The organism is Enterococcus eurekensis (assembly GCF_042654605.1).
In the GTDB taxonomy this organism is placed as follows: domain Bacteria; phylum Bacillota; class Bacilli; order Lactobacillales; family Enterococcaceae; genus Enterococcus_I; species Enterococcus_I eurekensis.
The window spans coordinates 1-14,770 of record NZ_JBHSGT010000006.1 but is presented as its reverse complement, the minus strand read 5'-3'; the positions used below and the strand labels follow the sequence as shown (position 1 = coordinate 14,770).

Genomic DNA, 14,770 nt, shown 5'->3' with positions numbered 1-14,770 from the left:
CAAATAGGACGCCCAGACTTTTTAAATTATTCTGCTGTTTGCAAAAGAATTTCCAGTGTATCCATCAGTTCTTCTTTTCGAACTTCAATATTTGCTTTGCTTGCAGCAATTTTTAGCTCAACAATTCCTTCAACTGCTTTTTTACCAATAAGGATTACTATCGGACAACCGATTAAAGTAGCTTCTCGAATTTTTTCATCAATAATTAATTCACGATCATCGAGCAAGACTTCGTACTCTTGATTCGCAAGTATCATTTCCACTTCTTTTGCCAATTGAACTTGATATGCATCTCCTAAATTTTCAGGAATTAAATGGACATCAAAAGGCGCGACTTCTATCGGCCATAAAATGCCTGATTCATGACTATGCTGATGCGCAATCATTAAGAATAAACGACTCAAATCAAGTTGATAATGACCAATGTTAAAGCGTTTCTCTCCTTTTAATGTTGAATCATCAAGCAATCGCTTTTGAAATAACTTACCAATTTTCATTCCTTTTTTTAAATGAAGTTCGCCAGTTCCATCTGGTGCAGTGTCACCTTCATTAACATAAACAAAATCAGCAAACTTCGCGTTTGTAAATTCACGTAAAGGATTCACATTTTTATAATACGTACCCTCAATTGGAGATAGCAGATTCGCATTCGTCATATTTTCAACTTCAAGATCTCCAAGATACCAAATATTTTCGGGTAATCGTCGAAAATCAAGTGACGCAAGTGGTTGACCAAAATACTTTTGTGTATCTACTTTTCGAACTTCCATCACTTTTCCATCTAAAAACTGGCGGACTTTAGTTAAGTTTAAACGATCTTTTGCTTTATAAAAAAGAATGATTGGTTGTTTTCCAATACGCAACAAACGATAACTTAACCAATTATCTGATGTCGTGTCAATTTCGCTTGGTAATGCTTCGTGAACAAGTGGCAAAAATGTCGCATGTGATTTCTTAGTTGTGGATAAGCGTGTAGCAATATCTAGTTTTGCTCGATATTCACCGACAGTTGAAGTAACAAACGTTTCATCACCTAAATCACTAAGCGCAATTAATTCTTTTGTATCTTTTTCTTCAGGCTTTTCATCTAATGCTAAGACGCTTTGAAAGGCCAGTTCACAGCGTTTTAAAATTCGTTCAAACATTTTTTCGAACTGGTGATAATTTTCTTGTAAACTTTTTTGTGAATCATGGAAAGAAAAAACATCTAAAAAAGTCGATTCAACATTCGTTAAAAAAGGACTTTTGACATCAGTCGTTGGTACCAAAGCCGTTTGAATTTGATATAAATGAATTGGGATTTCAACGGATGTATTGTTTTGTTCTTTCGATAAAAACTTCGTTAAATATTCTTCTCCTAATACAGATGATTGGACAGGCAACTGAAACTCAACAGCAGAGAGTTTCTCTAATTCTTCGGTAACGATATATTTAATATTATCGATGACACGCATTGCCAATGGTAAAAATACATATTGCTGTTCTTGAAAGGCACTTAAAAATCCGGCATTAACAAGAAACAACTGACTAGGATCCTCCCCCTTGGTTCCTAGTGTCGCATGGGAATCTGGAATTAACAGACTTGACTGTTTCATTTTTTTCTCCTTTACCAACAAACTATTCTAAAAGAAAAAGCGTTGAATATCATTCCAAGTAACAATAATCATCAACAACATTAATAGGCCAAAACCAATAATGGTAATTAATCCTTCTTTTTCCTGACTTAGCGACTCGCCACGAACACCTTCATACAAATTTAAAATTAATTTCCCGCCATCTAAACCGGGAATTGGTAATAAGTTAAAAATACCCAAGTTCATTGAAATCATTGCCATTAAATAAATAATCGTTGTAATCCCTTGGCTTGCAGCCTGAGAGGACATTTGGAAAATAGCAACTGGACCGCCCAATTGGTCGACATCAAAATTAAAAATAATATTACGTAACGCAGATAAAATTTGTGTGAAACTAGCGATACTTTCTGTAAAGGCACCCTTCACTTTGTCCATAAATCCTGTTTTCATTGGTGCTTGAATCCCCAATTGGCCAAAACTTTGACCTTGAGATTCAATGGCATCCGTTGTAATAGCAACGGTTTTCTCTTCATTATTTCGTGAAAAATCAACGGATATTTTTTGATTCGGTTTGGATTGAATTTCTTTTTGCATTTCAGGCCAATTTTCAATCGCCACACCATCAATTGCGGTAATTTCATCGCCTGCCTTTAAGCCTGCAACTGCTGCTGGACCATTTTCAGCGACACCACTGATGACTGTTGAATTTAAATCAACGACACCTCCGCGAGAAAAAACTAAGATTCCAAATAAGATAACTGCTAAAATAAAATTATTTAGCGGTCCGGCAAAGTTGGTTAAAACTCTTTGCCATAATTTAGCTGACTGAAATTGAACCTCACGCGGTGCAATTCTAAGTTCCGTTCCATCTTCTTCGATAATAAATGCTTCGCGATTAACAGGATAGCTGACCGTTTGACTTTCATCACCATTAATAAAACCTGTAATTGTTAAATTATCAACCAAATCATAGCGTACAATTTCCATTGGTACGGCATTGACTAGTTGTACTTTCTTACTCGTATTAATCTTTGTGACAACACCTTCATCGTTTAACAATAAACTAATCGGCGTTCCCGGTTTCATCTCTTCATCTTCTTCGTAACCTGCCATTCGCACGTAGCCACCCATTGGCAGCATACGAATCGTATAGGCCGTCCCATCTTTTCCTTGATGGCTAAATAACTTCGGACCCATACCAATTGCAAACTCTCTGACAAGAATTCCCGCACGTTTTGCAAAATAAAAATGTCCAAGCTCATGAACGACAACGACAACAGAGAAGACAATTAAAAACGTTAAGATCGTCTTCATATATTTTCCTCACTTTCACTAATAACATCTGATTTTATATCTTTTATATGACACTCCCCCCATTATTTTATCATAACTGACAAATTTCACAATTAATCTACCACTTTGTAACGAGAACGTAACGTAAGACCTCATTTTTAATTGTTGGGATATGAAAAAATCAGAAAAAAGAGAGATTAAAAAGTAGCCACCCTTTCAGCCACTTTCTAACCTCTCTTTTTCTTTTACTTCTTAAAAAATACCGAACAAGTGCATAATTGGAAAGACAAATAACATACTATCGAATCGATCTAAAATACCACCATGTCCTGGTAAAATAATTCCTGAATCTTTCACTCCATAATGACGTTTAAAAGCAGACTCGACTAAATCGCCAAATTGACCAACAATTGAAAATACAACGGTCATTAATAACAGTGGCAAGGTCGCATAACCAAAATATTCTTGCGCTGGGAAAGCTATTAAATAAACAATCGCCACGACAACGGCACTTAAAATCCCACCAAGCGCTCCTTCAATCGTTTTGTTTGGTGAAATTTCTGGCCATAATTTGTTTTTTCCATATTCACGACCAACCATGTAGGCTCCGATATCTGTTGCCCAAACAATAAATAAACCAAAACATAAGACAACTAAACTTTCTGACCGCGCGCTCGCAAATGCTCCAAAACCTGTACCAACATATAAAGTTGTTAAGACAGGAAAAGCCGCTTCATCGATCGTATACATATTTTTCGAAACAACCGAAATACCTAAGAACAATAAAACAATAAAGTAGAATAGTGCAAATTTATCGGTTCCCTCCGGTAGGAAAGTAAACCAAGGATCCATCGGTAAAGCTAAGATGGCCGCTCCGATAATTGATAAGATACCCTCAAAACTTATGACGGTTAGACCTTTCATTCGAAATAGTTCATAAACCCCAACTCCCGCAAGTGCCACAGCTAATAAATCAACCGAAATCCCTTTAAAATCAAAGTAAATAATCGGTAAAAACAAAGCTAACGCCACAACTGCTGTAATTACACGTTGTCTCATTTTTCATTCTCCTCTTGTTTAATTCCACCAAAACGACGATCACGATTTTGATAACTGGCAATCGCTGTTTCCAATGCATGCTCATCGAAATCAGGCCATAAAGCTTTCGTAAAGAACAACTCACTATACGCTAATTGCCAAAGTAAGAAATTACTAATTCGCTCTTCCCCACTTGTACGAATCAATAACTCGGGATCTCGTAATTCTTCCGGTAAAAAACCGGTCATTAAGTGTTTTCCAAACATTGCTTCATCGAGTTGATCAATCGATCCATTTGATTCTTCCATTTCAACATATAAAGCTTTAACTGCTGAAAGGATTTCTGCACGGCTGCCATAATTCAAAGCAAAATTCAAAATCAAACCGGTATTGTCACGTGTTTGTTTCATGGCTTTTTCAACCGCTTTTTGAGTATGCTTTGGTAAGAACTCCTTATAGCCCATCACTTCGACACGCACATTTTCTTTAATTAATTCTGGAACAAAGGTATCAAAAAAATCAACCGGTAATTGCATTAAAAAATCCACTTCTTCAGTGGGTCGTTTCCAGTTTTCTGTCGAAAAAGCATAGAGCGTCAATACTTTAATACCTAATTTTGAGGCATGCTTTGTTATTTTTTTGACAGTTTCCATTCCTTCTTTATGACCCGCCACTCTAGGCAAACGTCGATTTTGGGCCCAACGACCATTCCCATCCATAATAATTGCCAAATGTTGAGGAACCGGTAGATCCGCTGAGAAAGTAAATTCACTTTCCTCGGGAACATATTTATTTTTTTGCGGCAAAAAACGCAACATGAACTTCACTCCTCGTTTCATTTATTTGAAAGCATTTTTCGCTTTTTTTTTAAAAGTCTTATTACTGGTAAATTCTGTATCTCATTATATACGAGCATTTTTGTATCCGTCTTGGCTTCTATCACTTTTTTATTAATAAAGAATAAAAAGTTATCTTAAATATTATAACAATAAAAATCCTTATTTCCTATGAAAAAGAAGCCTTTTAAAAAATAATTTAGTTTTCAATGTCGATTTTATCCAAAATTATTTTCTCTTTATCCAATTTGGATTACAAAATGTACATGTTGTCGGTAGAGTATGAAATGTATTTTATTGCGCTATAAAAAGTCCATCAGATAAATTTTTTATGATTTATGTTCTCATTCTGATTTCACCTTTTTCTATTCCTCTACGCTTTTTTAATTTATCATATGGAAAAGTCTTGAATGATAACTATGTATATTTTTGAGACTGAATATAATCTTCAAAAAATAAAAAAAGGTTTGTACGGTACCGACCCCCGAAAGTTAAAGTAATAAATCTAACTTTCGGGGGTCGGTACCATTACAAACTATTTTTTTCGATCTTTTTTTCGAGTAATACTTATTTTTGTATTATTAATTTTTAAATAAAAAAACAAATAATTACTCTGCCATGAGTGAACAAAACCATTGGGACACTTATTTACAAATCGGTCATAAGTTATTTCTGAAATAGTCATTTATTAATTAAATAATCTGATTTTGGCAATTTATTTTTTTTAGTATGGCGATTCGGCCTTTGTGTGTTTGACCACAGAAATCCTCTCATTCTTTACCAGATAATTCACTAAATTCCTCAACGATTCATGAGTTTTGTAACAACATAAAACAAACGATTAAAAAATTTATTTTCTGGAATAGAAAAAATGAATTATAATATTCCACCTGAAACTAAATTAAAATGAAATAATCCAACACCTCAAGCTTTAATTGTAAGATTTTACATTGCTAAATTGTATTACTTCATTAAAGTTGGAAACGCAACCGAGTGGAAATCTTTCAATTTTTATTTACTGTATAGCCTTGTTTCATTATCCACAAATTATTTAAAAAGAACTCGAAATTTTTTTAGACCTCAAACATATTATTGAAATGGCACAAATAAAAACCCCTCGGCTTCTAAAAGTTACCGAGGGGTTTACTTGTATTAGATTTCTAACAATTCTTTTTCTTTTTCAGCTGCAATTTCATCCAATTTTTTAACAAATTCGTCTGTTAATGCTTGAATTTCTTTTTCAGCAACTTTTAATTCATCTTCACTAATTTCGCTAGCTTTTTCTGCTTTTTTATATGCATCAATGGCATCGCGACGAGCACTACGTACGCCTACTTTTGAATTTTCAGCTAGTTTCTTCACTTCTTTAGCTAATTCTTTACGACGTTCTTCCGTTAATTGAGGAATCACTAAACGAATAACTGAACCGTCGTTTGTTGGTGTAATGCCGATATCTGATGCTTGTAGTGCTTTTTCAACATCACCTAAGATTGATTTGTCAAATGGTGTAATCATTAAAACACGTGCTTCTGGAATCGTAATTGACGCCATTTGGTTCAACGGTGTTGGTGCACCATAGTAAATAACTGAAATACGATCTAATAAACTTGCGTTTGCACGTCCTGCGCGAATTTGTCCTAATTCACGTTGTAAACCGTCTGCAGCTTTTTGCATTTTTTCTTTTGCTTCTGTGTGGATTTGGCCTGCCATGTTTATTTCCCCCTTACGGTTGTTCCGATATTTTCACCTAAAATTGCTCGTTGAATATTACCTGGCTCATTTAAATTGAAGACTACTAATGGAATATCATTGTCCATACTTAAAGAACTTGCGGTTGAATCCATTACTTGTAAACCTTTTGCGATAACGTCTAAGTGTGTTAATTCTTCAAACTTAACAGCATTTGCATCTAATTTTGGATCTGCCGAATAAACACCGTCAACATTGTTTTTCGCCATTAAAATCACGTCTGCATTGATTTCTGCTGCACGTAATGCGGCTGTTGTATCAGTTGAGAAATATGGATTTCCTGTACCACCAGCAAAGATTACGACACGTCCTTTTTCAAGGTGACGTTCTGCACGACGACGAATATAAGGTTCTGCGATTTGACGCATTTCAATTGACGTTTGTACGCGTGTTGGTACACCCGCATTTTCTAATGTGTCTTGTAACGCTAAAGCATTCATGACTGTCGCTAACATGCCCATATAATCTGCTTGCGCTCGTTCCATCCCCATTTGTGCACCGATTTGTCCGCGCCAGATATTTCCGCCGCCAACAACAATTGCTAGTTCTACACCTAAGTCGTGAACTGCTTTTAATTCAGTGACAAATTCTTGAATCGTTGGTGGGTTAATACCAAAGCCTTCATTTCCAGCTAAAGCTTCACCGCTTAATTTTAAAATAACGCGTTGATATTTTGGTTTTGTCATGATGATTCCTCCGTAAATTCTCTATTTCTATTGTAGCATAATCACTTCGTTTTATCAGTTGATTTCTATTTTTTTCCTAAAAAAAGGGAGCGCACAAGCATGCGTTCCCTTCTATTCCATTGGAAATAGAATTATTTTTTGATTTGGCTCATTACTTCTTCCGCAAAGTTTTCTTCACGTTTTTCGATACCTTCGCCAACTTCAAAACGGACAAATGATTTCACAGTTGCGCCTTTAGTTGCAACATATTTAGCTACTGTCATGTCTGGATCTTTAACGAATGGTTGGTCTACTAATGAGATTTCTGCTTTGAATTTATTCAAGCGGCCGATAACCATTTTATCAACGATATTTGCTGGTTTGCCTTCGTTTAATGCTTGTTCTGTTAAAACAGTTTTTTCGTGCTCTAATTCTTCTGCAGGAATTTGAGACTCGTCAACGTAACGAGGATTGATTGCTGCAACGTGCATAGCAACGTCTTTAGCAACTGTTTCGTCAGTTGTTCCATCAAGTAATGCTAACACTGCAATGCGTCCACCCATATGTAAGTATCCGCCAAATGCTGCGTTATCTTCTTTTTCAACGATTTCAAAACGACGGAAGCTGATTTTTTCACCAATTACTTGGTTCGCTTCGATAATTGTTTCAGCAACAGTTCCTTTTGAAGCTGTTAATGCCATTGCAGCATCCATGTCAGCTGGTTTGTTAGTTGCTACTAATGTTGCTAACTCTTGAACTAAGTCTTGGAACATTTCGTTTTTCGCTACAAAGTCTGTTTCTGAGTTTACTTCAACGATTGCAGCAGTGTTTCCTACAACTGCAACTGCTGCTAAACCTTCAGCAGCAATACGGTCATTTTTCTTAGCCGCTTTTGCCATTCCTTTTTCACGTAAAAAGTCTACTGCTTTGTCCATATCGCCATCTACTTCGACTAATGCTTTTTTGGCATCCATCATACCTACGCCTGTCATATCGCGTAATTCTTTAACTAATTTAGCTGAAATTTGAGCCATGTTACTATTCCTCCTGAATGATTATCATTTCTTTATTTTTAAAAAAGCTGCTTCAAAGAGTGTTAAGGCTTTGCGCCTAGCCTTTGAAACAGCTCGTTCGTTACGACTTATTTAGCTTAAGCGTTGTTTCCTTCAACAACATCAACAATTTCTTCGATTGAAGTTGCTGTTTCAACAGTTGCTTCAGTTGCAAAATCTTCAGCTGCCACTTCGTCTTGACCTTGGTTTGCTTCGATAAATGCATCAGCCATTTTTGCAGTAATTAATTTAACTGCACGGATAGCATCGTCGTTTGATGGGATAACTACATCGATCTCATCTGGATCACAGTTAGTATCAACCATAGCAACGATTGGGATATTTAATTTGCGAGCTTCTTGAATTGCAATACGCTCTTTACGAGGATCTACTACGTACATTACGTCTGGAATTCTTGGCATGTCAGCGATTCCGCCTAAGAATTTTTCTAAGCGTTCACGTTCTTTGTTTAAGCCAGAAACTTCTTTTTTAGGAAGTAATTCGAAAGTGCCATCTTCTTCCATTTTGTTGATGTTTTTTAGGCGAGTGATACGTTTTTGGATTGTTTCCCAGTTTGTTAACGTTCCACCTAACCAACGGTGATTTACATAGTATTGACCTGAACGAATTGCTTCGTCTTTGATTGCTTCTTGAGCTTGTTTTTTTGTACCAACGAATAAAGCGATTCCGCCTTCGTCTGCAACGTTTTTCATGTACTCGTAAGCTGCATCTACTAACTTAACAGTTTTTTGTAAGTCGATGATGTAGATTCCGTTTCTTTCTGTGAAGATATATTTCTTCATTTTTGGGTTCCAGCGACGAGTTTGGTGCCCAAAGTGTACACCAGCTTCTAGAAGCTGTTTCATTGAAATTACTGCCATTTTTGTTTCCTCCATTTGGTTTTTATTTTTCCTCTCTCAAAGTCAACTGTGTGAAGAACTTGCACGCAAGCACCACTCCACGCATCTTTTGAGATGTGGTTTTTAGTTGTTATCTGTTACTCGAACAAACACAACCTCAAATAGTATAATATAGATTGATAGATTTTTCAAGCGCTTTGTTTTAATAGATTGTAGTATATCGTTCGAACATGATAATGTCTTAATGTAATCGAAGCACAAAATGTCCCTTCGTGATAAAATCAAACCATGAAAAGGATAATACTAACAATGAATGAAGATAAGAAATATAACGTAATAAAAGCTGTCACAGAAAAAAGAAAAGATAAGAAGAGAGCTTGTGTTGAACTAGATCTCTCGATCAGACAAGTCAATCGATTAATCCAAAAATATCAAGAAGGAGGAAAGGCTGTTTTTTCACACGGCAATAGAGGAAAAAAACAGATGCATGCCGTACCGGAGGATGTAAAAAAACAAATCATTGGGCTTTATCAACAGTTTAATATAAAACCGAATGTGAAGCACTTTACTGAAATATTAAAGGAGGATTATGCGATCTGTTACACCGATACAACGATTCGAAATATTTTATACCTAGCGAATATTATCTCACCTAAAACACAAAGAAAGACACGAAAAAAAATAAAAGCTCGAATCAAAGCACAATCAATGAAAGCAAAGACAAAGCTTGATAATCCACTGCTTCCAAGAGCCGAAGATCAACTGGCTTCACCCGAAAAAATCCATCCTAGCCGCTCTAGGAAAAAATACCAAGGAGAGCTGATTCAAATGGATGCCAGTTCATACAATTGGTTCGGGAACGACGTCACCCATCTTCACTTAGCGATTGATGACGCTTCTGGGGATATCGTTGGTGGGTATTTCGACACGCAAGAAACGCTCAATGGCTATTATCATGTGCTCCATCAGATCCTCCGTAACCGAGGGATTCCTTTAGCTTTTTTAACCGATAAACGAACCGTTTTTGACTATCAATCCAAAACCAAGAAAGTCGTTGAGGAAGATACCTTCACGCAATTTGGTTTTGCCTGCCATCAACTCGGTATTGACATTCGTACCTCCTCTATTCCACAAGCGAAAGGCCGTGTAGAACGATTAAACGGCACGGTTCAATCACGACTTCCTGTAGATTTAGAATTAGCAGGGATCCAATCTATTGAGGAAGCCAATCATTTTTTAACAAAATGGATTCAATCATTTAATAGGAAGTTTGGTAATAAGACGAAGGAATCAATCTATGAGAAGGCACCTACGAAATCAGAGATGAATTTATTATTAGCACGAGTCGCAAATAGAAAAATCGATAGTGGTCATCACATTCGGTATCAAAATAACTACTATTTACCGACGGAGGGTAGCGAAGATCAGTACTTTACACGCGGATCAAAAGCCCTCGTCATCGAAGCATTTAACGGCGAAATCTATGTAAATATCGCTGAAAAAATATACACAACAAGGAGACTGAAAGAACATGACGACTATTCAACAGAGTTTGACCCGATTCCAGAGCAAAAAAAAGAAAGACGCCAGTATATTCCCCCACAATCTCACCCGTGGAAACTAGAGTCTTTCAAAAGATATCTTCGCAGCATCGGAAAAACACTCGAAGAATATGAAGCTGAACGAGCAGCTTAAATCTTATTTTACCAAATGCGGTCACATTAATGCAAGTTTTTACGAAGGAAAAGCTTGCATTAATGTGAGCCTAAGGTTTAGGACATTTTACCTTTCGCTTGACAGCGCTTTGTTTTAATAGATTGTAGTAACGACAAAATGAATTGCGTAGACAACAATTTTTCGTACAACAGAAGCTAAACTTCACATAACTACTATTTGATTTTTGAACCAGATTGAACATAAACGACCTTTTCACGCGAAAGTATAACCGCCAGTTCATAATCATTACCTCTTCTTGTTGTTCTCTTATTTTTTTAATCGAGAACTTGCTCCTATTTAGCAGCCTTGTACCCTCTAGTAAATAACTTTTAACAAGATGATAATGACGAATAAGTAACTAATAATCGAATAAACGAGTCCACTTGTTGCAAAACCTTCATCAGCACCATAACCTTTCGCAAGAATCGGCATTGAGTTTTGGACTGGCATCGCGGATTGTAAAATAAAGACATTTAACATCAATGTTGGCACTTCTATAAATTTGGATAACCCGATAATTACTAGCGGACTAATGACGTATCGTCCAAGTAAAACGCCAAGCGTGTCTTTATCTAATTTTAAGTTTTTAATTCCCGTTTGGAAAATAATAATACCAATCACAAATAATGACAGCGGTGTCGTTAATTGGCTTAAATAACGTGAAAAATCGCGTAAAGGGGTCGCTAATGGAATTTCTAGTAACATCCAACATAAACCGACAAAGAAACCTAGCAGTGCTGGTGACAATAATTTTTTCAAAAGGAAACGTAAATCAAATGATTCTCTGATGTGCGCTCGCTCAAGGTTATCATTTTGAATTAAATAAATTCCTAAGGTAAAAAAGAACGTCGTGTTACAAATATAATATAGTAATGCGTATGGCACTGCTTTTTCACCAAAGACCGCGATATTGACTGGCAATCCCATAAAAATCGTATTTGATGCGGTAAACATCGTTTTGAATGCACCAATTCGTCCAGCCGGTACTTTTGTTAACTTCGCGTAGGCAATACTAATCAAATAAGTAATCACGATTGATACAGTTGGTAATAATATCCCTTTGGCCAATCCTAAAAATTCTTCCTTCGTAAAGCGTTCAGTCATATTTAAGAACATATTTAGCGGCAAGGCGATATTTAAGACTAGTTTTGAAAACACATCGGCAATATGGTTATCAAACCATTTGCGCCAAGTTAGCACATAGCCAACCAACATGATAGCAAAAACAACTAAAATATTTAAATAAGCTTCTAACACAAAAACACTCCTAATCTTTCGTACTTTCTTGTGTGTATTATTTTAACATGCTTTTCCATTAGACTCCTCATTTATTTCTATGAAAATTTATACATTTTTGGTATGATAGGTCTGAATATTATACAAGGAGGAAGTCATTTGAAAAAAAGTGAACGCCACGCGATTATTGGTGATCTCATTCAGAAAAACACTATCCGAACACAAGATGAATTGCGCCATTTATTACAGGAGCATGGGGTTAATGCCACACAGGCTACAATTTCTCGTGACATTCGTGATTTAAAAATCGTCAAAACTGTTGATGCTACCGGTCAAACCTTTTTTCAACAATTCGAAGAAAAAACAAATGATGATGTCGCTGAAAATAACCATCTCAACCAAATGGTTCAAGATGTTGTCACAAAGATCGATCGTGTCCAATTTATGACCATTTTACATACGATTCCAAACAATGCACCGATTTTAGCGGCTGCCATTGACGAAGTCGAAATGAAAGAGAAAGTTTGTTCGCTTGCGGGATTTGATATCGTGGTTATTATCTCACCGAACGAAGAAGCGGCCATCCATTTGGAAACGCTTTTCAAACAATCACACTAATAAAAAAGGTTTTTCGTAGTACTATTACCTACGAAAAACCTTTTTTAGTTTAAAATATAAAATCAGCAATGACGACCTCATTTTTAATCACCTGACTTTGAGAAACAACACGATAGTTCGTGGCGTAAGATAGAGCCTCTCGATACGTTTTGAACTTTTTAACTTTCTTTTGCTTGTTGTACGTGACAGCAACAACTAAATACATCATTGAATACTCCCCCTTTTTCTCTTAATAAGACGTCGTTATCTTACCTCTTCAATCGGCCAATTAGGTATTAGAGTTAACCGCTAGACAAATAAAATGAGGACATGACATCGGCCATATCCCCATTCTGATACATATTTTTATCTCATTAATTTTAGATTAATTACATTTTATTTGGAGTATGTAACCCTAATAACCTTAAATCTTCTTTCAATAGAACCGTCACCGCATATACTAAAGCTAGACGCGCATCTCTTTCAGAATCTTCGACTAAGATTTTAGTGTTTGCGTAGTATTTATTGAATGCTTGTGCTAGTTTAATCGCATGTTTTGCAATAATTGATGGCTCATATTTTTCAGCCGCTTGCATGACTACATCTGGGTAACTTTGGATGTATTTCATTACTTCCCAGCTACCTTCATCATTCAATTGATAAGCAGCCTTTTCATCGACTTCAAATGCTGCTTTTTCTAAAATACTCATCGCACGAGCGTGGGCATATTGAACATATGGACCCGTTTCACCTTCAAAGCGAACCACTTCTTCAAGGGTGAAGTCAAAGCTATTTAAGCGATCATTTTTTAAATCGTGGAAAACAACCGCGCCAACCCCAACTTGACGAGCAACTTCATCTTTGTTTTCAAGCGTTGGATTTTTCTCACTAATTTGAGCATGGGCCAGAGCAATCGCTTCATTTAAAACTTCTTCTAATAAGACTATTTTCCCTTTACGAGTGGATAATTTCTTACCATCTTTCGTAATTAAACCAAATGGAATATGGTGCATATCATCTGACCATTCAAAGTTCATTTGTTTTAACACAGCTTTTAATTGTTTGAAATGATAACTTTGTTCGTTCCCCACAACATACAATGATTTAGCAAAGTTATACGTACGTTTGCGGTATAAAGCTGCTGCCATATCACGCGTAATATATAAAGTCGCGCCATCTGATTTACGAATCAAGGCCGGATTCAAATCATAGCTTGATAAGTCTACGATATCTGCACCTTGGTCTGTTGCCAATAAGTGTTTTTCTTCTAACATTTCAACGATTTCATCCATCTTATCATTGTAGAAAGCTTCGCCGTTTAATGAATCAAACGAAACTTCTAACATATCATAAATTTTGTTGAATTCTTTCATTGATTCGTCACGGAACCATTGCCATAAATGCAATGCTTCTTCATCGCCGTCTTCTAATTTTTTAAACCAAGCACGTGCTTCATCTTCTAAAGTCGCGTCTTTTTCAGCTTCTTCATGGAAACCAACGTATAAACGTAGTAATTCATTAATTGGTTGAGCTTTAACGGCTTCTTCGCTACCCCATTTTTTATAAGCTACGATTAATTTCCCAAATTGCGTACCCCAGTCACCTAAATGGTTGATCCGGATTGGTTGGTAACCAATTTTTTCTAAAATAAAAGCAATTGAATTCCCAATAACGGTTGAGCGTAAATGTCCCATTGAAATTGGTTTAGCAATATTTGGTGAAGACATGTCAATCGGTACATTTTGATTATTACCAATCGATTGATCGCCGTAATGATTTTTCTCTTGAATGACTTTAGCTAAAATCGCTTGTGTGACAACGCCTTTATCCATAAAGAAGTTTAAGTAAGGTCCCACAACTTGAATCTTTTCAAAGTGACTACCGTCAATTTTCTCTGCTAATTCTTGGGCAATTTGTTGGGGTGCTTTGCGGTACGCTTTGGCTAAACCAAAGGCTGGAAAAGCCACATCCCCATGGCTTGCTGATTTTGGATTTTCTAAAAATTGTGTGACTTGCTCAAGCGTTAAATCATCTTTAACAACGTCGTAAATGGCTTTTGCTACAATGTTTTTGTTATTCATCTGTTTTCCTCCTCGTATTATATATTTAGAAGCAAATAAAGCTCCTTGAAAACTAAATAAAAATATTTTCATT

Annotated in this window: 13 protein-coding genes; 2 read left to right on the top strand and 11 right to left on the bottom strand. The window is 36.1% G+C overall.

The window, feature by feature from the left end; genetic code table 11:
* Window positions 1-26: 26 nt before the first annotated feature.
* The 8 genes from ACFO3L_RS00575 to rpsB form a co-directional block, all read right to left on the bottom strand.
* On the bottom strand, window positions 27-1,595 hold the full coding sequence (locus ACFO3L_RS00575; RefSeq protein WP_379962853.1) for a His/Gly/Thr/Pro-type tRNA ligase C-terminal domain-containing protein: 1,569 nt from the start codon (window positions 1,593-1,595) through the stop codon (window positions 27-29).
* 27 nt (window positions 1,596-1,622) lie between these two features.
* Complete coding sequence (gene rseP, locus ACFO3L_RS00570; RefSeq protein WP_379962852.1) at window positions 1,623-2,888, bottom strand: RIP metalloprotease RseP; 1,266 nt, start codon at window positions 2,886-2,888, stop codon at window positions 1,623-1,625.
* 231 nt (window positions 2,889-3,119) lie between these two features.
* Window positions 3,120-3,926 (bottom strand): phosphatidate cytidylyltransferase, encoded by an 807-nt coding sequence (locus ACFO3L_RS00565; protein ID WP_379962851.1) that lies wholly within the window; start codon window positions 3,924-3,926, stop codon window positions 3,120-3,122.
* Window positions 3,923-4,723, bottom strand: coding sequence for an isoprenyl transferase (locus tag ACFO3L_RS00560; protein ID WP_379962850.1), 801 nt, complete (start codon window positions 4,721-4,723; stop codon window positions 3,923-3,925). The genes ACFO3L_RS00565 and ACFO3L_RS00560 overlap by 4 nt, the downstream gene beginning before the upstream one ends.
* Before the next feature lie 1,170 nt (window positions 4,724-5,893).
* The gene (frr, locus tag ACFO3L_RS00555) at window positions 5,894-6,451 is read right to left on the bottom strand and encodes a ribosome recycling factor (protein WP_379962849.1); all 558 of its coding nucleotides are present in this window, start codon (window positions 6,449-6,451) and stop codon (window positions 5,894-5,896) included.
* 2 nt (window positions 6,452-6,453) lie between these two features.
* The gene (gene pyrH, locus ACFO3L_RS00550; protein ID WP_379962848.1) at window positions 6,454-7,176 is read right to left on the bottom strand and encodes a UMP kinase; all 723 of its coding nucleotides are present in this window, start codon (window positions 7,174-7,176) and stop codon (window positions 6,454-6,456) included.
* A gap of 131 nt (window positions 7,177-7,307) precedes the next feature.
* On the bottom strand, window positions 7,308-8,189 hold the full coding sequence (gene tsf, locus ACFO3L_RS00545) for a translation elongation factor Ts (protein ID WP_379962846.1): 882 nt from the start codon (window positions 8,187-8,189) through the stop codon (window positions 7,308-7,310).
* Window positions 8,190-8,305: 116 nt separating this feature from the next.
* The gene (rpsB, locus tag ACFO3L_RS00540; protein WP_379962845.1) at window positions 8,306-9,088 is read right to left on the bottom strand and encodes a 30S ribosomal protein S2; all 783 of its coding nucleotides are present in this window, start codon (window positions 9,086-9,088) and stop codon (window positions 8,306-8,308) included.
* Window positions 9,089-9,376: 288 nt separating this feature from the next.
* Here rpsB and ACFO3L_RS00535 point away from each other — a divergent pair, with 288 nt between their 5' ends.
* Entirely contained in the window at window positions 9,377-10,762 is a 1,386-nt protein-coding gene (locus ACFO3L_RS00535) for an ISNCY family transposase (RefSeq protein WP_379962844.1), read from the top strand.
* Between the two features lie 336 nt (window positions 10,763-11,098).
* On the opposite strand, the gene ACFO3L_RS00530 is transcribed toward ACFO3L_RS00535, so the two are convergent.
* Window positions 11,099-12,040, bottom strand: coding sequence for an AEC family transporter (locus ACFO3L_RS00530; protein ID WP_379962842.1), 942 nt, complete (start codon window positions 12,038-12,040; stop codon window positions 11,099-11,101).
* 138 nt (window positions 12,041-12,178) lie between these two features.
* On the opposite strand from ACFO3L_RS00530, the gene ACFO3L_RS00525 reads away from it, so the two are divergent.
* On the top strand, window positions 12,179-12,637 hold the full coding sequence (locus ACFO3L_RS00525; RefSeq protein ID WP_379962841.1) for an arginine repressor: 459 nt from the start codon (window positions 12,179-12,181) through the stop codon (window positions 12,635-12,637).
* 49 nt (window positions 12,638-12,686) lie between these two features.
* Here the strand turns inward: ACFO3L_RS00525 and ACFO3L_RS00520 are convergent, their stop codons facing one another.
* A complete protein-coding gene (locus ACFO3L_RS00520) occupies window positions 12,687-12,845 on the bottom strand; it encodes a hypothetical protein (RefSeq protein WP_379962840.1) in 159 nt (52 codons plus the stop codon).
* A 160-nt stretch (window positions 12,846-13,005) separates the two neighbouring features.
* Entirely contained in the window at window positions 13,006-14,697 is a 1,692-nt protein-coding gene (gene argS / locus ACFO3L_RS00515) for an arginine--tRNA ligase (protein ID WP_379962839.1), read from the bottom strand.
* Window positions 14,698-14,770: the final 73 nt, after the last annotated feature.